General features: G+C 73.5%; 17 protein-coding genes and 1 pseudogene. 4 read left to right on the top strand and 14 right to left on the bottom strand.

The features are described from left to right. Positions 1-23: 23 nt before the first annotated feature. Positions 24-1,046, top strand: a complete 1,023-nt coding sequence (locus OIE69_RS29905; protein WP_326577052.1) for a LacI family DNA-binding transcriptional regulator — start codon at positions 24-26, stop codon at positions 1,044-1,046. A gap of 95 nt (positions 1,047-1,141) precedes the next feature. Further along, a complete protein-coding gene (locus OIE69_RS29900) occupies positions 1,142-1,543 on the top strand; it encodes a hypothetical protein (RefSeq protein ID WP_326581451.1) in 402 nt (133 codons plus the stop codon). Between the two features lie 188 nt (positions 1,544-1,731). Here the strand turns inward: OIE69_RS29900 and OIE69_RS29895 are convergent, their stop codons facing one another. From OIE69_RS29895 to OIE69_RS29845, 11 genes are all read right to left on the bottom strand, one after another. After that, a complete protein-coding gene (locus OIE69_RS29895; RefSeq protein ID WP_326577050.1) occupies positions 1,732-3,066 on the bottom strand; it encodes an ABC transporter substrate-binding protein in 1,335 nt (444 codons plus the stop codon). Next, on the bottom strand, positions 3,063-4,697 hold the full coding sequence (locus OIE69_RS29890) for a glycoside hydrolase family 43 protein (RefSeq protein WP_326577048.1): 1,635 nt from the start codon (positions 4,695-4,697) through the stop codon (positions 3,063-3,065). The genes OIE69_RS29895 and OIE69_RS29890 overlap by 4 nt, the downstream gene beginning before the upstream one ends. A gap of 2 nt (positions 4,698-4,699) precedes the next feature. Continuing rightward, positions 4,700-5,542, bottom strand: a complete 843-nt coding sequence (locus OIE69_RS29885; protein ID WP_326577046.1) for a DUF6807 domain-containing protein — start codon at positions 5,540-5,542, stop codon at positions 4,700-4,702. Continuing rightward, positions 5,539-6,705, bottom strand: a complete 1,167-nt coding sequence (locus OIE69_RS29880; protein ID WP_326581450.1) for a Gfo/Idh/MocA family protein — start codon at positions 6,703-6,705, stop codon at positions 5,539-5,541. Before OIE69_RS29880 ends, OIE69_RS29885 begins: the two co-directional genes overlap by 4 nt. A 90-nt stretch (positions 6,706-6,795) precedes the next feature. Then, the gene (locus OIE69_RS29875; RefSeq protein WP_326577044.1) at positions 6,796-7,716 is read right to left on the bottom strand and encodes a carbohydrate ABC transporter permease; all 921 of its coding nucleotides are present in this window, start codon (positions 7,714-7,716) and stop codon (positions 6,796-6,798) included. After that, positions 7,713-8,639, bottom strand: coding sequence for a carbohydrate ABC transporter permease (locus OIE69_RS29870; RefSeq protein ID WP_326577043.1), 927 nt, complete (start codon positions 8,637-8,639; stop codon positions 7,713-7,715). The genes OIE69_RS29875 and OIE69_RS29870 overlap by 4 nt, the downstream gene beginning before the upstream one ends. Positions 8,640-8,746: 107 nt before the next feature. Further along, positions 8,747-10,471, bottom strand: coding sequence for an L-arabinonate dehydratase (gene araD, locus OIE69_RS29865; RefSeq protein ID WP_326577042.1), 1,725 nt, complete (start codon positions 10,469-10,471; stop codon positions 8,747-8,749). Between the two features lie 24 nt (positions 10,472-10,495). Then, positions 10,496-11,398: a dihydrodipicolinate synthase family protein gene (locus OIE69_RS29860; protein ID WP_326577040.1), complete on the bottom strand. Its 903-nt coding sequence runs from the start codon at positions 11,396-11,398 to the stop codon at positions 10,496-10,498. A 103-nt stretch (positions 11,399-11,501) separates the two neighbouring features. Continuing rightward, on the bottom strand, positions 11,502-12,176 hold the full coding sequence (locus OIE69_RS29855; protein WP_326577038.1) for a GntR family transcriptional regulator: 675 nt from the start codon (positions 12,174-12,176) through the stop codon (positions 11,502-11,504). A gap of 1,208 nt (positions 12,177-13,384) precedes the next feature. Further along, positions 13,385-14,557 (bottom strand): hypothetical protein, encoded by a 1,173-nt coding sequence (locus OIE69_RS29850; RefSeq protein ID WP_326577036.1) that lies wholly within the window; start codon positions 14,555-14,557, stop codon positions 13,385-13,387. A 41-nt stretch (positions 14,558-14,598) separates the two neighbouring features. Then, positions 14,599-15,534 (bottom strand): 5-dehydro-4-deoxyglucarate dehydratase, encoded by a 936-nt coding sequence (locus tag OIE69_RS29845; protein ID WP_326577034.1) that lies wholly within the window; start codon positions 15,532-15,534, stop codon positions 14,599-14,601. Positions 15,535-15,742: 208 nt separating this feature from the next. On the opposite strand from OIE69_RS29845, the gene OIE69_RS29840 reads away from it, so the two are divergent. After that, positions 15,743-16,552, top strand: coding sequence for an NAD-dependent epimerase/dehydratase family protein (locus OIE69_RS29840; RefSeq protein ID WP_326577032.1), 810 nt, complete (start codon positions 15,743-15,745; stop codon positions 16,550-16,552). 17 nt (positions 16,553-16,569) lie between these two features. Here OIE69_RS29840 and OIE69_RS29835 read toward each other — a convergent pair. Next, positions 16,570-17,218 (bottom strand): annotated as a pseudogene (locus OIE69_RS29835) (SDR family NAD(P)-dependent oxidoreductase); the annotation flags it as partial. A gap of 56 nt (positions 17,219-17,274) precedes the next feature. Here OIE69_RS29835 and OIE69_RS29830 point away from each other — a divergent pair. Next, entirely contained in the window at positions 17,275-18,495 is a 1,221-nt protein-coding gene (locus tag OIE69_RS29830; protein WP_326577028.1) for a TerD family protein, read from the top strand. Between the two features lie 68 nt (positions 18,496-18,563). Here the strand turns inward: OIE69_RS29830 and OIE69_RS29825 are convergent, their stop codons facing one another. Both OIE69_RS29825 and OIE69_RS29820 read right to left on the bottom strand, forming a co-directional pair. Then, positions 18,564-20,030 (bottom strand): alkaline phosphatase PhoX, encoded by a 1,467-nt coding sequence (locus OIE69_RS29825; RefSeq protein WP_326577026.1) that lies wholly within the window; start codon positions 20,028-20,030, stop codon positions 18,564-18,566. A 153-nt stretch (positions 20,031-20,183) separates the two neighbouring features. Beyond that, positions 20,184-21,719, bottom strand: a complete 1,536-nt coding sequence (locus tag OIE69_RS29820; RefSeq protein WP_326577024.1) for a hypothetical protein — start codon at positions 21,717-21,719, stop codon at positions 20,184-20,186. Between the last annotated feature and the right edge of the window lie 106 nt (positions 21,720-21,825).

The raw sequence follows: 21,825 nt of genomic DNA, 5'->3' as shown, positions 1-21,825 counted from the left end.
GGAGCCCCCGAAGGAAGAACGGTATGAGCCGCACAGAACGACGCCGTCCCCCGACGATCCACGACGTGGCCCGCGAGGCGGGCGTGTCACGGGGCACGGTGTCGCGCGTCCTCAACGGCGGGCACAACGTGAGCCCGGCCGCGCTGGAAGCGGTCAACGCCGCCATCCGCCGCACCGGCTACGTGGTGAACCGGCACGCCCGCAGCCTGATCACCGGCCGGTCGGACTCGGTGGGCTTCCTGCTCACCGAGCCGCAGGAGCGCTTCTTCGAGGACCCGAACTTCAACGTGCTGCTCAGCGGCTGCACCCAGGCGCTGGCCGCGCACGACATACCGCTGCTGCTGATGATCGCCGGAGACGAGTCCGAGCGGCGGCGGATAACCCGCTACATCACCGCCGGGCACGTCGACGGCGTGCTGCTGGTGTCCAGCCACTCGGGGAATCCGGTCGCCGAGCGGCTGGAGGAGGCCGGGGTCCCGGTCGTCGCGTGCGGGGAGCCGCTGGGGCAGGGCGGCCGGGTCGCGTACGTGGCGGCCGACGAGCGGGGCGGCGCGCACCGGATGGTGCGGCACCTCGTGGCCACCGGGCGGCGCAGGGTCGCCATGATCACCGGGCCGCTGGACACCCCCGGCGGTGTCCAGCGGCTGGCGGGCTACCGGGAGGAGCTGGCGGCCTCGGGGCTGCCCGCGGACGAGTCGCTGGTCGCCGAGGGTGACTACAGCCGGTCCAGCGGCGAGGCCGCGATGACCGCGCTGCTGGACCGCGCCCCGGGCCTGGACGCGGTCTTCGTCGCCTCCGACCTGATGGCGCAGGGCGCGCTGGCGGCTCTGGAACGGGCCGGGCGGCGAGTGCCGGAGGACGTCGCGGTCGGCGGCTTCGACGACTCCCCCGCGGCACTGGCCACGCTGCCGCCGCTGACCACGATCCGCCAGCCGTGGGACCGGATCAGCGCCGAGATGGTGCGGCTGCTGCTCGCCCGCATCGCCGGTGACGAGCCCGCCGGGGTGATCCTCCCGACGGAGCTGGTGCGGCGGGAGTCGGCCTGAACATCCCCTAGGATCAAGGGAGTCGGGGCGCCGAAGCCGCCGCCCCCGGACTTGGAGGACCGGTGCGTCTCCCCCGCTCCCTTTCCGGCTGGACCATGGCCGTCTTCGGTCTGCTCGCCGCCGCGCTCGGCATCGTGGGGATCGTCTCGCCCGCTGTTCAGCTGTCCCTGCTCGGCTTCCACCAGCCGGACCACCGCGCGGCCGGCGACCACACCCTGGTCTTCCTCACGGCCTCCTCCATGGCGGCGCTCAACATGGGCGTGTACTACGTCCTGGCGGCCCTCGCCGACTGGCGCGCCTTCTTCCGCTGGACGGTCCCGTTCCGGGTGCTGACCTTCGTCGTCTTCACCACCGCCGTGGTGGCCGGCCGGGCGCCCTCCGGCTTCCTCGGGGTCGGCGTGTGGGAGGGCGTGGGCGCGCTGGTGACGGGCGCGGCCCTCTGGTACGAGGGCCGCAAGGCCCGGACCGCGGCCCCCGAGGGCGCAGCGGCGGTGTGACGTCCGCCGGCCGGGGACGGTCGGCCGACGGGGTGGTGCGGTTGGCGGGGCGGCGGTCGGTCAGAGCCTTCCGCTGCCCGCCCGGCAGTCCTTGCGAGGGGGTCGGGAGGGAAGGGGGAACGGGGGACGGCCGGCGGCGCACCGCACGGCGTGGGCGCCGCCGGCCGTCCCCTTCCCGGACGCGTGGATCAGGAGTTGTGCTTCTTCCAGTCCGCCTGCGCGGCGTTGAGCTTCCCGGCGAAGGCGTCCAGGAAGTCCTTGGCGCTCAGCCGGCCGAGGACGACCTTCTGGAACTCCGGTTCGCTGTCGGCCTTGCTGAGGGTGTTCCAGTCCGGCAGGTAGTAGGGCAGTTGGACGATCCTGGTCTTGGGGTCGGTGAGCGCGTCGATGGCGATCTTGGTGGCTCCCGCCGAGGCGATCCAGTCGTCGTCCTGCGCCTGGGTGTTGGACGGTATGGCCCCGGCCGACTCGTTCCACAGGCTGTTGGCCTCCGCGGAGGCGGCGAACTCGATGAACTTCCAGGCCGCCTGCTTGTTGCCGGAGCTCTTGAACAGGCCGATCCCGTCCACCGGATTGGAGACCGTCGTGCGCACCCCCGCCGCGTCGACCGGCATGGCCACGCCCGCGAACTTGTCCTTGCCGAGGGCGTCCAGGTGGTTCTGGAAGGAGCCCAGGTTGTGCTGGAGGATGCCGATCCTGCCGTTGTCGAACTCGGCGACCATCTTGGTGAAGTCGTTGTTGAGGTCGGCTTCCGGCGTGGTCTTCTTGTACAGCGCGACGTACTTCTCCAGCGCCGCCACGTTCTTCGGGTCGTTGACGGTGGTCGAGTCGCCGTTCCAGAAGCTGTCGATGCCGGACTGCCCGTACATCATGTCCAGGGCCTGGGCGATCGAGCCGGCGCCACCGCGGAAGGTGAAGCCGAACTCGTTGTTCTTCCGGTCGGTCAGCTTCTCCGTCGCCGTGAAGAAGGCGTCCCAGGTGGTGGGCGCGGGCACCCCCGCGGCCTCGAAGAGGTCGGTGCGGTACCACAGGACGCCCATGTTGGCGGAGGTCGGCACCGAGAACAGCTCGTCGCCGCCGCCCGCCACCTGCACGCTCTTGACCAGGTTGGGGTCGAACCCGCCCTTCAGCGAGCTGTCCTCGATGCGGTCGGTCACCGGGTCCAGGGCGTCCTGCGCCACCAGGCTCGCGAGCATCGCGGTGCCCACGCCGCCCACGTCGGGCAGGCCCTTGCCGCCCGCGATGGCGGTGTCGTACTTGGACTGCACGTCGGCGGCGGCGACCCCGACGTACTTCACCTTGATGTCCGGGTTCTTCTTCTCGAAGCGGGAGATGATCTCCTTCCACACCTCGGTGCGGACACCGCCGTTGTTGTCCCAGAAGGTGACGGTGCCCTTGCCGCTGCCCTCGCCGCCCTCGCTTCCCTTGCCGTCCGTGCCGCAGGCGGACGCGGTCAGCGCCAGTGCGGAGACGGCCGCGACGGCGGCGGCGAGGCGTGCTCCGCGACCCTTCGGTGCTCTCATGGTGACTCTCCTGTCGGGGTGTGTGCGGGTGGTGGGGACGTACGGGGCGGCCGGGGGTCCGGCGCGGGTTCCGGGGCGGGCGGGCCGGCCGTGCCCCCCGTGATCCGGAAGTGCGTGAAGTGCGCGGTCCCGGCGGGACCGCCGGGGCCGGTCGGCGCGGTCGGCGCGGCGGGCGCGGTGGCGAAGAGCCCGAGCAGGGCGCCGACCCACCGCCACGGCGTGGCGGCGAACACCGGGCCCGAGGGGCGCGGTCCGTCCCCGGTGTCCGCGGCGAAGCGGCAGCGGGCGCCCGGGGTCACCTCGACGCGCAGCGAGGCGCGCCCGTCCGGCGCCGGGCGGTCCCGAGCCGCGTCGCGTTCGGCCGCGGCGTCGGACTCGGCGAAGCGGTGCACCAGGTGGACGCCGTCCGCGGAACGCTCCAGGCCGATCCAGCCGTAGGCGTCGCCGACCACGGCCAGCCCGGCCCTGGCGCCGTCGGCCGCGGCGTCCAGCGCGATGTCGACGGTGACGGTGAAGGACTCGGCGGGCAGCCTCTGCGCAAGGACGTTGGGCAGCCGCCGCAGGTCATCGGCGTCGGCGGTGCGCACGCAGGTCAGACGGAGCGCGTCGCCGCCGTGCGCGGTGGTCCAGCCGGGCCGCGGGGCGGCGGCCCAGGACCACTGCCGGCCGAACCGTCCGCCCGGGAAGTCGTCGTCGGTGGCCGGGGCCTCGGGCGGCTGCGGCTCGGCGGTCGCCGGCTTGGCGTGCCGGGCGACGGGTTCGCCCGCGTCGCCCGCCAGGGGCCAGCCGTCCGCCGTCCAGCGCAGCGGCTGCAGGTGCACCACACGCCCGTACGCGCCGCGCTGCTGGAAGTGCAGGAACCAGTCCTCGCCCCGCGCGGTGCGCACCCAGGCGCCCTGGTGCGGCCCGTTGACCGCGGTGCGCCCCTGTTCGAGCACCACGGCCTCCTCGTAGGGGCCGAAGAAGTCGCGTGCGCGGAACGCACCCTGCCAGCCGGTCTCCACCCCGCCCGCCGGCGCGAGGATCCAGTACCAGCCGTCGTGCCGGTGGAGCTTGGGGCCCTCCAGGGTGAACCAGCCCGGGATCGTGTCGCCGTCCACGACCACCCGGCCCTCGTCCAGCAGTTCCCGGCCGTCCGGGCTCATCCGGTGCCCGGTGAGCCGGTTCTTCACCCCGGAGCGGGACCTGGCCCAGGCATGCGCCAGGTAGGCGGTGCCGTCCTCGTCCCACAGCGGGCAGGGGTCGATCAGGCCCTTGCCGGCCTTCAGCAGGTGCGGACGGGTCCACGGGCCACGCGGATCGGGCGCGTTGACCTGGAACAGCCCGGTGTCGGGGTCGCCCCAGAAGATCCAGAAGCGGCCGTCGTGGTGCCGCAGCGACGGCGCCCACACCCCGCAGTCGTGCCGGGGCACGGCGGACCCCCGTACGGGACGGTCCAGCGCGTGCCCGATGATCCGCCAGTTGACGAGGTCGCGGGAGTGCAGGACCGGCAGGCCGGGGACGCGGCCGAAGCTGGAGGCGGTCAGGTAGTGGTCGTCGCCGACGCGGATGACGTCGGGGTCGGACCAGTCGGCGTGGAGCACCGGGTTGCGGTAGGTGCCGTCGCCGAGGTCGGCCGTCCAGGGGCGCATCGTCAGCCGCTCCCCTCGACGAGTCGGCGGGCCAGCGCGCCGGCCTCGTCGGAGCGGAGCCGCCCGTCGGCGACGGCGGTGGCGATCCGCCGGGTGACGGTGCCGCCCGCCGGGACGGGCAGCCGCCGCGCCCAGGCGAGGGAGGAGCCGACGCCCGGGTACTCGGCGGTGCGCACGAACCACGGGTCGCGGCGGGTCGCGCCGGTCGCCCCGGCGAAGACCAGCGTCCAGCCCTCGCCGGACAGGGCCAGCCATTCGGCCGCCCGGCCGTGCACCGCCTCCTCGCCCTCCGCGTCGGCCGTGAACACCCCTGCCCGCTCCGGCTCGGCGGGAGCCCGCCAGAAGAAGCCGCCGTAACCGGCGCCGGGGCGGCCGTTGGTGGCGGGGCTGCCGATGGTCAGTTCCCGGTCGCCGGGGTTGGCCAGCGCAAAGGTGACGTCGAGCGCCCAGCAGTCCGTGCCGAGCGCGCGGGCCGCGACCGTCCTGCGCTCGCGGAGCAGTTCGCGGTCCCCGAAGCGCCAGGACAGCTCCTCGGTGAAGCCCTCCGGGCCGTTGCGGAACAGGCCCAGATGCTCCTGGACGCCGTGGTCGTCCAGCTCGGTGGGGCCGCGGCCGCGTACGTAGGTGCGGCCGCCCCAGAAGTTGCGCCCGTCGACGTCCGGAACCGCGACGCTCACCCCGAGGTGGTGGAGGTGGTCGCCGGGCATGAACTCGGTGACGGGCACCCCGGCCAGGGTCGTCAGCGGGTGCAGGTACGGGCGCGGGGAGAGCCGTCCGGGCAGCTCGGCGCGGTGGACGTACCGCCCCACAGCGCGTCCGGCGACGCGCAGGGTCGTGGCCGTCATCGCGGGACCACCCCGCCGGCGGCGGCCCAGGGGGCGCCCAGTTCGGAGAAGAGGGCCAGGCGCTCGGCGCCCGCGGAGACCATGGCGTCGACCCCGGTGACGACGCGCCTGGCGGAGCGTTCGCCGGGTTCGGTGCGCCAGGCGTCCGGGAGGAGCGGCACCGGGTCCGGCGCGGTGCGCACGGCCTCGACGACCTTCATGAAGGCGCCGGTCGCGTGGGGCGGCACGAGCAGGTCCTCGCCGTGCCGGACGTGCGCGACCAGGTTCTCCAGCAGGTCGGTGCGCCCGTACCGCCGCTCCTGCGGCCCGTGCCCGGCGCGTTGCAGCAGGACGCGGTCGTGCTTGTACCAGAAGGTCACCCGGCCGCGGTCGCCGTGGACGACCACGTACGGTTCGGTGTTCCGCTCGGCGCACAGGGTGGCGGTGACCGTGACGACCGTGCCCCGTGCGGTGCGCAGCCGCAGCGCGGAGGTGTCGTCGGCCTCGATGGCGTTGGCCCGGAAGAGCTCCAGCTCGATCGCCCCGACGTCCTCGGCGCGTTCGGTTCCGTCCAGGGCGAGCGCGGTGGCGACGGCGTGGGCGAGCGGGTTGGTGAGCACCCCGTCGACGACGTCCGTCGCGCCGATCCTGCGCCGCCCCGACCAGGCGGCCCGGCGGAAGTAGTGCTCCTCGCGCACCCAGTTGCCGGCCGCGCCGATACCGCGCACGGCGCCGATCGCGCCGTCGGCGACGAGCCTCCGCACGGCGGCCAGGGCGTGCGAGCCGAGCGACTGGAAGCCGATCTGGCAGGCCCGCCCGCTCGCCTCGACCCCGGCGACCAGCCGCTCGTACGCGGCGTAGGAGGGCGCGGGCGGCTTCTCCAGCAGCACGTGGGCGCCCTGCGCGGCCGCGGCCAGCGCCAGGTCGGTGTGCGTGTGGATGGGGGTGCAGACGATGACGATCCCGGCGCCGGTCCGCGCGGTCAGCTCGCCCAGGTCGGTGCCCCGGGCGGGTTCGGGGAACCCGGCCGGCTCCCCCGGCGCGAGCGCGGCGGTGTCGCAGATCCCGGCGAGGCGCACCAGCCCGGTGGCCGAGAGCCTGCGCAGGTTCTCCAGGTGCCAGGCGCCGTGACCGCGGGCCCCGGCCAGGACGACGGGCACGGGCGCGGCGCCGGACGGCGTCACGGGCGGGCCGCCGCCGGCGGGCCGTGGGGATGCTTCACGCACGGTTCGGACCTCCTCGTCCGTGGGGGATCTGCGGTGCAGGGACGGGCGTCAGCCCTTCACCGCGCCCGCACTGAAGCCGGTGACCAGCCACTTCTGGATGAAGGCGAAGACGATGACGACGGGCACGGCGGCCACGACGCCGCCCGCGGCGAGCGTCCCGAGCTCGACGCTCTCGCCGGAGCCGATGGTGTAGCTGAGGCCGACGGGGATCGTGTACTTCTCCTGCGTGCTGAGGAACATCAGTGAGAACAGGAAGTGGTTCCAGCTGTGCACGAAGGCGAAGGAGCCCACCGCGATCAGTCCCGGGCGCAGCAGCGGCAGCACGACCGCGCAGAAGGCGCGGATCCGGCCGCAGCCGTCGACCCAGGCGGCCTCCTCGAGCGACACCGGCACGTTCCTGATGAAGCCGCTGATGAGGATGATCGACAGGGGCAGCTGGAAGACCGTCTCTGCGACGATGACGCTCCACAGGGAGTCGATCATGCGCAGTTCGCTGAAGATCTGGAAGAGCGGCACCAGCATCAGCGCGCCCGGGATGAACTGCGAGCACAGCAGGGCCAGCAGGAAGGCCCGCTTGGCGCGGAAGTCGAAGCGGGCCAGCGCGTAGCCGCCGAGCAGCGCGACCACGGTGGTCATCACGAGCGTGGCCACGCCGATGAGCAGGCTGTTCCTGAAGAACACCGCGAAGCCGAGGTCGTTCCACACCTTCGAGAAGTGCGCGGTGGTGGCCGGCCACGGCACCAGCGAGGTGGACCCCGAGGGACGCAGCGCGAACAGCAGCATCCAGTAGAAGGGGACGAGCGTGAACAGCAGGTACAGGCCGAGCGGCAGGTAGATCTGCCAGCGGGGCGCACCCGCGGTGAGCGCCCGTCGCCCGCGGCGCGGCCCGGTGCCGCCGCTGTCGGGGCGCGTCGCGGGCGCCGTGTGCGGCAGGGGGACGCCGTTCGTCTCCGGCACGGTGGTGGTCATGTGCGGTCGCTCCCGAACTTGCTGAGACGCAGGTAGACGATGGAGCAGAACAGGAGGATCACGAAGGCGACGGTGGTGAGCGCGGACGCGTAGCCGAAGTCGTGGCCGTCGATGCCGGTGTTGGCGACGTACAGCGGCAGCGTCGTCGTCGACCCGGCGGGACCGCCGCCGGTGAGCGTGTAGAGCAGGTCGACGTTGTTGAACTCCCACACCGCGCGCAGCAGCGTGGACAGCACGATGGCGTCCCGCAGGTGGGGCAGCGTGATGTGGAAGAACCGCCGGAAGCGGCCCGCGCCGTCGACCGAGGCGGCCTCGTACAGCTCGTTCGGGATGGACTGCAGGTCGGCGAGGATGAGGATGGCGAAGAACGGCACCCCGCGCCACAGTTCGGCCAGGACGGCGGCGGGGAAGACGGTGCTGGGGTCGGACAGCACCGAGGTGCCGTACTCGCCGATGCCGGCGTCCGCGAGGTAGCGGCTGATGCCGGTGGCGGGGTTGTACAGCAGCATCCAGATCGTGGTGGTCAGCACGCCGGAGACGGCCCACGGCGAGAAGACCAGGGCGCGCGACAGGCCGCGGCCGACGAAGGTCTGGTTGACGATCAGGGCCAGCGCCAGCCCGAGCGCGAGCTGCAGTCCCACCTCCGCGACGACCCACTTGAGGCTGAAGAGCAGGCTCTGCCAGAACAGCGGGTCGTCGAAGAGGATCCGCCGGAAGTTGCCGAGGCCGGCGAAGCCGTTCCGCCAGGGCTTGGTGACGTTGTAGTCCTGCAGGCTGTAGTAGAGGACGCTGAGCATCGGGTAGGCGATGAAGCCCAGCATCAGCAGGACGGCCGGGGCGATCAGGAGGTACGGGGTGCGCCGGGCCGCGCCGGACGGCCGGCGCCGCGGGGGCCGGGGTGGTTTCGCCACGGCTGTGGCCATGACCGGTACTCCTTCGTACGGGTACGGGGAAAGCGCTTGCTGAGTGGTGCGGGGCCGCCACGGGCGCGGTGGCGGTACGGGCGGTGCGGGGTGGTGCGCGGCGGGCGTCAGCCCGCGTAGGGCTCCGGCACTTCTCCGGGCCGGGCCAGGAAGCGGAAGTCGCAGCCGGTGTCGGCCTGGGTGATCTGGTCCTGGTACAGCGCGCCGTAGCCGCGTCCGTAGCGGGGCGGCGGTGCCTGCCACTGCGCGCGCCGGCGTTCCAGTTCCGCGTCGTCGACCTCCAGGCGCAGGGTGCGCGCCCGGACGTCCAGGGTGATCAGGTCCCCGGTGCGGACGAGGGCGAGTGGTCCGCCCACGTGCGACTCGGGCGCCACGTGCAGCACGCACGCGCCGTAACTCGTGCCGCTCATGCGGGCGTCGGAGATGCGCACCATGTCCCGCACCCCCTTCTTCAGGAGGTGGCCGGGCAGCGGCAGCATCCCGTACTCGGGCATGCCCGGGCCGCCGAGCGGGCCGGAGCCGCGCAGCACGAGCACGCTGTCCTCGGTGATGCCGAGCGCCGGGTCGTCGATGGTGCGCTGCAGGGTCCGGTAGTCGTCGAACACCACGGCCGGGCCGGTGTGCTTGAGCAGGTGCGGCTCGGCGGCGATGTGCTTGATGACCGCGCCGTCCGGGCACAGGTTGCCGCGCAGGACGGCGACGCCGCCCTCCGCCGCCAGCGGCGCGTCCAGCGGGCGGATCACGTCGTCGTCGTGGACGAGCGCCCCGGCCAGCTGCTCGCGCAGGGTCCTGTACGCGACGGTGGGCCGGTCGAGGTGCAGGACGCCGGCGTCCCGCAGCCGGGTCAGGAACCCGGGGAGGCCGCCCGCGAAGTGGAAGTCCTCCATCAGGTGGCGGCCGCCCGGCCGGAGGTTCGCCAGGACCGGCACCGTGCGGGCGATGCGGTCGAAGTCGTCCAGCGTCAGCGGGACACCGCTGCGCCCGGCCATCGCGATCAGGTGGATCACGGCGTTGGTCGAACCGCCGAGGGCGAGCACCGTGGCCACCGCGTCCTCGTACGCCTCGCGGGTGAGGATCGCCGACGGCCGCAGGTCCTCCCGCACGAGATCGACGATCCGCATCCCGGAGGCCGCCGCCATGCGGTCGTGCCCGGAGTCGACGGCCGGGATCGACGACGCGCCCGGCACCGTCATCCCCAGCGCCTCCGCCGCCGCGGTCAGCGTGGAGGCGGTGCCCATGGTCATGCAGTGACCGGGCGAACGGGCCAGCCCGCTCTCCAGCTCGGCCATCTCGCAGTCGCCGATGAGCCCGGCCCGCTTGTCGTCCCAGTACTTCCACATGTCGGTGCCGGAGCCCAGCACCTCGGTGCGCCAGTGCCCGGGCAGCATGGGCCCGGCCGGCACGAACACCGCCGGCAGGTCGGCGCTCGCGGCCCCCATGAGCAGCGCCGGCGTGGACTTGTCGCAACCGCCCATCAGGACCGCCCCGTCCACCGGGTAGGAGCGCAGCAGCTCCTCGGTCTCCATCGCGAGCAGGTTGCGGTAGAGCATCGGCGTCGGCTTCTGGTACGTCTCCGAGAGCGTCGCGACGGGGAACTCCAGGGGGAAGCCGCCCGCCTGCCACACCCCGCGCTTGACCGCCTGGGCCCGTTCGCGCAGGTGGACGTGGCAGGGGTTGATGTCGCTCCAGGTGTTGAGGACCGCGATCACCGGCTTGCCCAGGTGCTCCTCGGGCAGGTAGCCCAGCTGCCGGGTGCGGGCCCGGTGGCTGAACGAGCGCAGGCCGTCGGTCCCGTACCACTGGTGGCTGCGGAGCTCTTCCGGCTTCTTCATGGCGGCCCTCCGTCCCCTCCCGGCTCACAGGTCCCAGCCGGCGAGCAGGGCGGCAACCCGCTCGCGCCGGTCCCCGGTCAGCAGGCGGCTGGGCGGGCGCACCTCGCGGCGGCACAGTCCCAGCACCGCCAGCGCCTCCTTCACCACCGACACGTTGTTGGCGGAACTCTGCTCGGCCCGCAGGTCCTCGAACTCCCTGATCTGCTCCCACACCTTCATCGCCGCCGCGTAGTCGCCGTCGCGCAGCGCGCGCAGCATCTCCAGTGACACCCGGGGCGCGACGTTGACCAGGCCCGAGGTGAAGCCGGTCGCGCCCATCGCCCAGTACGCGGGGGCGTACAGCTCGGCGAGGCCCGCGACCCAGGTGAAGCGCTCCAGCCCCGCGTCCCGCGCCACCGCCGCGAAGCGGGCGGCGTCGGGCACCGCGTACTTCACCCCGACGACGTTCGGGCACAACGCGCCGAGGCGCGCGATCAGTCCGCCGTCCAGCAACGGGTTGCGGACGTACGGGACGACCGCGGTCTCCGGGACGGCCTCCGCGATGGCGCGGTGGTAGTCCACCCAGCCCTCCGGCGACACGTACGGGTGGATCGGCTGGTGCACCATCACCGTCTGTGCCCCGGCGTCCCGCGCGTGCCGCGCGGCGGCCACCGCGGTCGGCACGTCGTGGCCGACGCCCACCACGACCTGGGTGCCCGGGTCCGCCTCCGCCATCGTCAGCTCGACGACCAGCCGCCGCTCGGCCGGGTCGAGGGCGTAGAACTCCCCGGTGTTGCCGTTCGGCGTGACCGTCCGCACCCCGCTGTCGAGCAGTCTGCGCAGCAGCGCCCGGTACGCGGCGCGCTCCACGCCCCCGTCCGCGTCGAACGGGGTCACCGGGATCGCCACGACATCGGCGAGCGCTGACGACTGCTCTGCGAATGACATTCGATAGCCCTTCAACTCGGGTGGCTGCGGGGTGCGGTGGGGGCGGCGGACGGGGGGAGCGGGCGCGCGGGGGGCCGTCCCCTCACCCCCGCGCGCCCGCGGCTCAGCGGGCCGGCCCGCCGCCGCCGTCCGGGCCCTCGGGGAACGCCCGGGCCACGAAGCTCGCGATGTGGTCGTGGAGCAGCCGCGCCGCGCCGTCCGCGTCACCGTCCAGCGCACGCGCCAGGATCTCCCGGTGCTCGCGGGCCTCCTGCTCCCACGACGGCGTCTCCTGCCAGACCACGGCCGAGACCAGGGCCGCCTGGTCCCGCACGTCGTCGAGCATCCGGCCCAGCAGGGGGTTGCCGCACGGCGTGTACAGCGCCCGGTGGAACTCCCGGTTGGCGAGCGACCGGTCGGCCCGGTCCCCCGCCTCGTCGGCCCGCGACAGCGCCTCCCGCGCGGCGTCCAGCGGGGCGCGGTGCGTGACGGTACGGCGCAGGGCCTCCGGCTCCAGCAGCAGACGCACGTCGTACACCTGACGCGCCATCTCCGCGTCCACCGTCCGCACGGTCACGCCCTTGTACTGGCTCATCACGACCAGCCCGGTGCCGGCGAGCGTCTTGAGCGCCTCCCGCACGGGCGTCTTCGACACCCCGAACTGCGCGGCCAGCTCGGCCTCCACGAGTGCCTGACCGGGCTTCAGCTGCCCGGTCAGTATCCCGTGCTTGATCGTTTCCAGCACGACCTGGGTACGGGACGGAATCGGCGTCGGCGCGGTGCCGGCGAGCAGGTCCATGGGGGCTCTTTCGGATCTCGCGTATGGCGTCTCATATATGACGTACGAAGTACGACGCGACGAAGGTAGGGCGGGGGGCGGGGTACGTCAATGGGTTGCGCCCGGTTGTCGTGTGCGGGTTGGTTGCGCCTGCGGGCCGGGTGCGCCGGTCTGCCCGGTTGTCGTGTGCGGGTCGTTTGCGCCTGCGGCGGGCTGTCCCCCGCCCTCCCGCCCGATTGCCCGGCGCGGTTGGTGCGGGCCTGCGCGCGTGCGTGGTGGGCCGGGGGCGGGGCCTCCGGGGCTGGGCATTCTGTACCGCATATTTATGTGCATGGCGGGCACCTGCGCTCGGTGCCCCGGATGCCGCACACAAATATCCCGCAGCGTCCAGAACATCCACCCCTACGACCCCACCCCCTCCGTATCGCGGGCGACCAACGGCCGGTGGGGGGTGATGGGGGGGCGCCCCTACCCACACCGCGAGGAACGGCCCCCAGCAGGGGGACCCCCGGCCGCAGGCCGAGCAAGGGTGCACGCACCCGTGGCCGGGGCGGTACCTCCCACAGGACGACTGGCGCACCTCACCCACCGGCGCTCCAGGGCTTTGCCGTCACGGCGACGCCGAAGGCCGCCAGGCGGCAGATCACGACGATTGCCGATCGGCCCTGGCGTCCGGCGGGCGTCCGACTCGCAACCAGGTTCAGTCTTGGGACCACACCGAGTGAGGCCGCCCCTGAGCGAAGGCCGAAACAGGGCAACACGCACACGGCAACGGGCCGCTCAGCAGAGCGATCAGCGCCCGCGCGCCCTATCGCCGGCATCGGCCCGAGCACCCCGAAAGACCTTCAGGTCCGATCGCGGCGGAGCCGGCGCGGGCCTCAGCCACCACCCCCATGACCGTGGGCGTTCAGTCCCGGACCGCCCTCAACCACCCACCGGCCGTCAGTCGCCCACGGATACGGAGGGGGCGGGGTCGTAGGGGTGGATGTTCTGGACGCTGCGGGATATTTGTGTGCGGCATCCGGGGCTCGGACATGGACCGCCCGCCATGCACGTAAATAACCCAGTCCAGGACGTGCAGCCCCGGAGGCCCCGCACCCGGCCCACCACGCACCCTGCGAGGCGGTCACTGACCGCGCCGGGCAATCGGGGGGGTGGGCGGGAGAACCGCCCGCCGCAGGCGCAAACAACCCGCACACAACAACCAACCGGCCCACGAGGCGCAAGCCTCACCCCACCTCCGCCAAGAACGCCCGCACCTCCGCCAGATCCCCCTCCGACGCGAGCCCCGCGTGGTAAAGCCGCAACTCCGTCGCCCCGGCAGCCGCCGCCCGGGCCGCGTCCGCGGCCAGCGTGCCGGGGCTGCCGCCCATCCCGGCGACCACGGGGAAGTTGGCGGCCAGCACGGTCCCCGGCCGCGCGTGCGGCACGCAGGCCGCGATCAGGTCCGCCCCGGGCAGCACGAGCCCGTCCGCGTGGCCCAGGACCCACTCCGGGTCGACGCCGGCGTTGGCCCCGCAGCGGTGCGCGTGCGGGTCCGCGTGGAGCAGCACCTGGAACCCCGGTGCCGCGGCGACCCGTACCGCCTCCACCGCGGCCCGCTGCAGGTCCCGCGCGACGGAGCCCCGCCACGCCATGGTCAGCCCCGCGAGGTCCGCCCCGAGCAGTTTCTCGACGTCGGCCCACTCGTCGGGCCCGGGGGCCCACTCCCCCGCCCATACCGGCGCGAGGGCGCCCCGTACGGCCGCCCGCAGTTCCTCCGGGTCCGCGCCCAGCCCGGCGTACCCCGCCTCGCACGCGGGGCAGAAGCACAGGGACATCAGGTACTGCGCGGCCCCGGGCAGCGGCACGCCGCCCGTCTTGTCGTGGGCGTGCAGGTGGGCGAGGCCGTACCAGCCGCAGGACTCCAGTTCCGTGCCGCCGGTACCCGTCCCCGGCCGCACCGCGGCCTCCGCCGCCAGCGTGACCAGGTACGCGCGCACCTCCGGCTGGGCGATGCACGGCGCCCAGGGGTAGCGGTCGCCGTAGGCGTTGCGCACGTTCACCCGGGGGTGTTCGTCCCCGAGGCGGGAGTTGTGGGCGAGCACGACCCAGGAGTGCACGGCCAGTCCGGCCGCCCGCAGGGCCCGCGCGGCCTCGCCGTAGGCGTCCTCGGCGCCCGCCCAGTCCTGGGTGTACGGCCGCAGGGCGCGCCCCGCCCAGCGGCGTTCGTCGGGCGGGTAGAGCACGGCGGCGTGGCGGGCGGTGACGACGCGGTGCCCGGGGTGGCGGGGGGTCAGCGCCCGGGTGGAGTGGTAGGCGGAGGCGAGGGTGACCTGCTGGACGCCGAGGCCGGCCATGCGGTCCGCCGCCTCCGGGTCGCCGATGACGTCCCACGGGTAGACGAAGGTGGAGGCTCTCAACACGGCTCCTGGTGATCGGGGTTGACGCGGGCCACCGTACGTCAGTCCTCGCCGAGCAGGGCGAGTCCGCGGTCGATGAGTTCGGCGAGTTCCTTGACGTGCGCGGGCGCGGGCTCGGACAGCGGCGGGCGTACCTCGCCGACGTCGAGCCCGCTCAGCCGGACCCCGGCCTTGACGAGGGAGACGGCGTAGCCGCGGCCCTGGTGGCGCAGTTCCACCAGCGGCCGGTAGAAGCCGTCGAGCAGGGCGTTGACGGTGGCGTCGTCGCCACCGGTCAGGGCGCGGTGGAAGGCGAGGGCGATCTCGGGCGCGAAGCAGAAGACGGCGGAGGAGTAGAGGGTGACGCCGATGCCGCGGTAGGCGAGGCCGGTGAGTTCGGCGGTGGGGAGGCCGTTGAAGTAGCGGAAGTCGCGGTCGGGGACGGTGCTGCGGACGGCGCTGATGATGCGCTGCATCAGGTCGAGGTCGCCGACGCCGTCCTTGAGGCCGATGATGCGCGGGATGCGGGCGAGTTCGGCGACGGTCGCGGGGGTGAGGACGGCGTTGTCGCGCTGGTAGACGATGACGTCGAGCGAGGTGCCCTCGGCGAGCGCCGCGTAGTGGCGCAGCAGTCCGGCCTGGTCGGCGACGACGAGGTAGGGGGGCATGGCGAGCAGTCCGTCGGCGCCCGCCTCCTCGGCGAGCCGCGCGAACTGCAGGGCCAGGGCGGTGCCGTAGCCGGCGCCGGCGACGACCGGGACCCGGCCCGCGGACTCCTCGACGGCCGCCGCGACGCAGGCGCGGTACTCCTCGGGCGTCAGCGCGTGGAACTCGCCGGTGCCGCAGCACGCGAACACCGCCCCGGCCCCGGCCTCGATCCCGCGGCGCACGTGCGCGCGGAAGACCTCGAGGTCGACGGCGCCGTCCGGGCCGAAGGGCGTCACGGGGAAGAACAGCAGGCCGTCGAGGCGCGCGGTGAGTGAGGCGGCATCGGTCATCGGCTTCTCCCTGAAGACTGGCGTCTGTGCGCTCATCTGATCGATGTCTATATTCATGAACGCGTTCACGCTAAGGCAGCACAGGGGAAGGGTCAAGGAAGACAGCCGCAGGTGGGGGAGTCTTGACGCTTCGACAAGCGCTCTTTAGCGTGTCCATGAATATGAATGACGTCCATGAGCATGGACGTCCGATCGAGGAGACCCGCGCATGCCCGCTCCCCGCACCGTCCTGCTCACCGGCGCCGCAGGCGGTCTGGGCACCCTGATGCGCGAGCTGCTGCCGGCGCACGGCTACCAGTTGCGCCTTCTCGACATGCTGCCCGTCGAGGGCGCGCCCGACGCGATCATCGCCGACCTGGCGGACCGCGCCGCCCTGCGCGAGGCCGTGCGCGGGGTCGACGCGATCATCCACCTCGCGGGCATCTCCCTGGAAGCCCCCTTCGAGAAGATCCTGCGCGCCAACATCGAGGGCACGTACAACCTCTACGAGGCCGCCCGGGAGGAGGGCGTTCCGCGGATCGTCTTCGCCTCCAGCAACCACGCGGTGGGCTTCACGCCGCGCCCGGTCGGGGACGACCCGCTCATCCCGGTCGACACCCCGCGCCGCCCCGACACCTTCTACGGCCTGTCCAAGTGCTTCGGCGAGGACCTGGCCCAGCTCTACTGGGACCTGCACGGCCTGGAGACCGTCTCGATCCGCATCGGCTCCTGCTTCCGCGAGCCGACGTCGGTGCGCATGCTGTCGGTCTGGATGAGCCCGGAGGACTGCGCGCGGCTGCTGCACGCAGCCCTCACCGCCGAGGGCGTCGGGCACACCGTGGTCTACGGCAGCTCCGCCAACACCCGGCTGTGGTGGGACCTGTCCTCCGCTCGGGCGCTCGGCTACGAACCGCAGGACGACTCCGAGCCCTTCGCGGCCGGGCTCGTGGCCGCGCAGGGGGAACTCGACCCGGCGAACCCGGACCACGCACACCTCGGCGGCCACTTCACCACGCACCCGCCCATCTGGCCCCACTGACCCGGGGGCGGCCCTCGGCGGCCGCGCTCCGCACATCCGTTCACCTGGTGGATCCGCGCGGTGCGCGGCGCCCGGGGAGGCGGGCCAGTGCGCGAGCGAGGCGGCGTCCCCGGGGACGCCGACCCGGCCGGTGAGGGTCTGGCCGACGAGGAACGCGCGCCGCTACCGCGTCGTGCGCCCGCCGAAGAATCCGGTGTCGTCGACGAAGCCGGGCGCGATGACGTCGACGGTGATCCCGCGCGCGCCCAGGTCCGCCGCCAGGTCGCAGGCGTAAGGGTGCAGGGCGGCCTCGGCGGCGCCGTACGAGCCGGAGCCGCCGCCGCGCACGGCGGTCAGCACGGCGGACCGGAAGTCGCCCGTCCACAGCTCGGTGAGCGACGGTTCGCCGGCGCCGGGGGCGACGTTCCCGCCCGCGTTGTCGACCGGGACGTCCACCCGGCCGAAGCGCCCGGCCACGAGGTCACGGACCCCGGCCGCCTCCGTCTCGTCGGTCAGGTCCGCCGGGACCGCCAGGGCGCATCCGGAACCCAGCCGGGCGACCGCCTCGTCCAGGACGTCCGCCCGCCGTCCGACCGGCACGACCTGGTCCCCGTCACGGACGAAGGCCTCCGCGACGGCCAGGCCGATCCCCTTACCGCCACCGCTGACGACCACGATGCGTGACACGTGAAAACTCTGTTCGGTAATGGAACCGTAAACCCGGAACGATCGTTAAGCGGAACATGACCGCAATGACACCCGGCTCGAACATCCCGCTCTCCGCGGCGCGCGTGGCAGTGGAGGTATCCGCGCCCGTGCGGCTGGATGTTTCAGGCCTCCTGATCGCCGGCGACGGCAAGGTGCGCTCCGACGACGACTTCGTCTTCTACAACCAGCCCGCGGGGCCGGGCGTCACCTACCGGTCCGGTGGCGGCACCTCCCCCGACGCGATCACGGTCGACACCGCGGCCGTGCCCGCCGGCATCGAGAAGATCGTCGTGACGGCGAGTCCCGACGCGCCCGGGGCCACCTTCGCCGGCACCGAGCCGACGGCCACCGTGCGGGACGCCGACAGCGGCGCCGTCCTCGCGACCTTCACCCCCTCCGGGCTGAGCACCGAGACCGCGCTCGTGGTGGTCGAGGTCTACCGCCGCGCCGGCGCCTGGAAGGCCCGCGCGGTCGGCCAGGGGTACGCGAACGGGCTGGCGGGCATCGCCACCGACTTCGGCGTCTCCGTGGAAGAGCCCGCGGCCGCCGCGCCGCAGGCTCCGCCCCAGGCACCGCCGACGGCTCCCCCGCCGCCCGCTCCGCCGGCCGCGGCCACGACCCCTCCCCCCGCACCCCCGGCCGCACCGCCGGCCCCTCCCGCCCCGCCGGTCGGCACGGGCAAGATCAACCTGGACAAGGGGCGGGTCAACCTCCAGAAGCACCAGACGGTCTCCCTGGTCAAGGGCGGCAAGCCGCTGATGACCTCGGTCCGCATGGGCCTCGGCTGGGAGCCCGCGTACCGCGGCAAGGACATCGACCTGGACGCCTCGGTCATCGCGTACGGACCGCAGCGCAACCACATCGAGTCCTGCTACTTCGGCCGGCTCACCATCCTGAACGGCGCGGTCCAGCACTCCGGCGACAACCTCACGGGCGAGGGCGCGGGCGACGACGAGGTCATCACCGTCCACCTCGGCGGGCTGCCGCCCGAGGTCACCGGGCTGGTCTTCACGGTGAACTCCTTCTCGGGCCAGAAGTTCAACCAGGTGGCCAAGGCCTACTGCCGCCTGATGGACGGCGCGACGGGCGAGGAGCTGGTGCGCTTCGACCTCACCGGCGCCGAGCCCCGCACGGGCGTGATGATGGCCAAGTTCATCCGCCAGTTCTCCGGTGAGTGGGAGATGACGGCGATGGGCGACTTCGTCGACTCCCGCACGGTGAAGGGCATGGTCAAGCCCGCCGCGCAGGCGCTCTGAGCGACGCGCGTGCGCCCGGTGGCCCATGCGGGGCACGGACCACCGGGCGCGGGTGACGCGGTCGGGGCTCAGCAGGCGCCGCCATGGCCCTGGCGGCGCCAGGGGCCGGTGACGGCCAGCATGATGCCCGGGTCCTGGATGTTGGCGAACAGCGTCTTGCCGTCGGGCGAGAAGGTCACACCGGTGAACTCGCTGTACTCCGGCTCCTCCGCGGTGCCGATGTTCAGCTCGTTGCGGGCGATCGGGTAGGTACGGCCGTCGCCGAGCGCGCCGAACAGGTGCTGCACGCCCTCGCCGTCCTCGGCGATGACCAGGCCGCCGTAGGGCGAGACGGTGATGTTGTCCGGACCGTCGAAGGCTCCGTCGGCCGACGGGTCGGGGTTGACGCCGAGGAGGACCTTGAGGGTCAGGGTGCGGCGCTTGGGGTCGTAGAACCACACGGCACCGTCGTGGGACGCGCCCGGGCTCTCCTCGCGGGCGTAGGAGGAGACGACGTACACGCCGCCGTCGCCCCACCACATGCCCTCCAGCTTGCGGGCGCGGGTGACCTCGCCGGCCGCGAACTGCTTGCGGACGGAGGTCGCCTTCGCGTCGCGGTCCGGGACGTCCACCCAGTCCACGCCGTAGACCGTGCCGATCTTCGTGGCGCGGGACAGGTCGTCGACGAACTTGCCGCCGGAGTCGAAGCACTTGAAGGCCTGCAGCACACCCGCGCTGTCGGGCAGGGCGCGCAGCTTGCCGCGGCCGTGGTGGAAGCCGGCCGGCGGGGTCCAGCGGAAGAACAGGCCATTGGGGTTGGAGGCGTCCTCGGTGAGGAAGAGGTGGCCGCGCTTGGGGTCGACGACGACCGCCTCGTGCGCGTAGCGGCCCAGTGCCTTGATCGGCTTGGGGTCGCGGTTGGCCCTGCGGTCGTACGGGTCGACCTCGAAGACGTAGCCGTGGTCCTTCAGGAAGCCGTTCTTGCCGGCCTTGTCCTCGGTCTCCTCGCAGGTCAGCCAGGTGCCCCAAGGGGTTCGGCCGCCGGCGCAGTTGGTGGCCGTGCCGGCCACGCCGACCCACTCCACGACGTGGCCGCCGTGCTTGGCGACCTCGACGATGGTCACGCCGCCGGCGGCGCCGGAGTCGTAGACCAGGCCCTCGGTCAGCGGGACCGGGTGCGGCCAGTCGGCGCGGGCACCGGCCAGCTCGTGGTTGGTGGCGAGCAGCGTGGCGCCGCGCAGGCCCTCGAAGGTGGCGGTGCCGTCGTGGTTGGAGGGGGTCGACTCGCCGGACTCCAGCTTGGTGACGCCGGTCCGGGTGATGACGCGGTACGAGAAGCCCTTGGGCAGCGCCAGGATGCCCTTGGGGTCGGGGACCAGCTCGCCGTAGCCGAGGCCGCCGTGGTGCCGGGACGCGCCGGCCGCCGCGGCGGTCGCCGGGGCGTCGGCGGCGAGGGCGCCGGGTGCGGTCGCGAGGACGTCGACGGTTCCGGCCAGCGCGACTCCGGCGCCGGTGATCGCCGTGCGCTTGGCGAAGTCTCTGCGGGTGAGAGGCATCGTTTTCTCCTGGGGCCACGTGGTCACTGCTCTGCCGCAGCCACGCTCCCGTCCCACGGCGAACGGGAGTTGAACTGAGCAGGACATTCCGACGCCCATTCCCCGAGACGTTCGGGCCTCCTCCACGCCCTCCCCGCGGGGCCCGCGGGCGGATCAGGGCGCCGCGGTTCCCGCCGAACGGGCCTTGAACGCGGCCTTGCGCGCCTCCTTGGCCAGTCGCTTGTCGGGGTGGATGCGGCCCATGGCCTCCAGGACGTCGGCGGTCGCCGGGTGGTCCACCCGCCAGGCGGCGGTGAAGAACCCGTCGTGCCGGGCGACGAGGTCGGTGACCAGCTCGCGCAGCAACTCGGGGTCGTCGTCGGCGTCGAGCTGGGCGGCGATGGTGTCGACGGTGAGCCAGAAGATCATGTCCTCGTCGGGGGCGGGGACGTCCGCCGCCTCGCGTTCCGTGAGCCAGACCCGGGCCAGTCCGCCGAGCTGGCGGTCCGCCAGGACCTCGCGCAGGGCCGGCTCGGCCTCGTCGCCGAGCAGGCTCAGGGTCTGCTGGGCGACCAGGCGGCGGCCGGGCGCGTTGCGGTCCTCCCCGCGCGCCGCCTCCAGCAGTTCGCGGGCCGCGTCGTAGGGCTTGCGGTTGCCGAGCCACGCGTCGGCCTCGCGGCGGGCGATCTGGTCGGGGTACTGGAACAACGCCTCCAGGAGGACGGCGGCGGGCTCACCCGCCAGGTCGCCGGCGACCGGGGCGTGCATGCCGGCGTCGGCCATCCGGGACCGCACGCCGTACACGCCGAGCGGGGTCAGCCGCACCAGGCCGTAGCGGGAGACCTCCTCGGGCCCGATCTCCTCCGGGAAGGCCGCCGCCCCCTCGGCGGGCCCGTCGTCCTCGGACTCGGCCTCCTCGATCAGGGCCTCGTCCAGCGGCTGGTACTCCAGCAGCCCGATGGTCGTGAGCAGCCGGAAGTGCTCGTCGAGGCGCATCATCACCTCGGTGACGTCCTCCAGCAGGGCGTCGCTCGGCTCCTCCACGTCCTCGGGGACGACGAGGGAGGCGGCCAGGACCGGCAGCGGCACGGCGTCCTGGGCGTCGCCGCCGGAGTCCTCCATGGCGGTGAAGAGGTAGAGGTTGGCGAGCGCGCCGTCGAGGAACTCGGCCTCCTCCTCCGGGTCCCAGTCCAGGGTGCCCAGGTCGACCTCGCCGTCCGGGCCCAGCTCCTCCAACAGGCCGTCGAGGTCGGGGGTCGCGGCCTCGGCCAGCGCCGTGTCGAGTGCGGCCAGCCACACCTCCAGCACCTCGCGCGGCCCGCCCGCGTCCAGCCGTCCCAGCGCCTCGCCGGGCACGGCGCGCCCCGCGGGCTCGTCCAGGGCCACGCTCCCGGCGCCGGCCTCCTCGTCGGCCTCGTCCTCGTCCGTGTCCTCGATGTCGAGGTCGACGAGCCCGGCGTCGACGGCCACGCCCCAGGCCTGCGCCGCGTCCGCCGGGCCGTCCGGCTGCTCCTCCAGGCCCAGCTCACGGACGGCGCGCGGGACGTCCTGCGCGGTCAGCTCCCCCATGGCGTCCACGGTCACGTGCGGCGCGCACCAGCGCGCCAGTCGTACCGCGCGGTCGAGGAGCGGCACGGCGAGTGCGAGCCGCGCCAGCTCCTCCTCGGGCAGCAGCCTCACCGGCGGCAATTCGAGGCGGTCAGCGGCCATGGCGGGGTCTCCAATGCAGCGGTGTCCGGGGGGCGCCTGAACGCGCAGCACCAGCCTAGACGTGTGGGCGCCCGGCGGGCGCGCTTCGGCTTTCCGTCACCCGCCA

Origin of the sequence: Actinacidiphila glaucinigra (genome assembly GCF_035918135.1) — a bacterium.
Taxonomy (GTDB): Bacteria; Actinomycetota; Actinomycetes; order Streptomycetales; family Streptomycetaceae; genus Actinacidiphila; species Actinacidiphila glaucinigra.
Note: the sequence above shows the minus strand (reverse complement) of the source record. Positions and strands in the feature narration are given on the sequence as shown.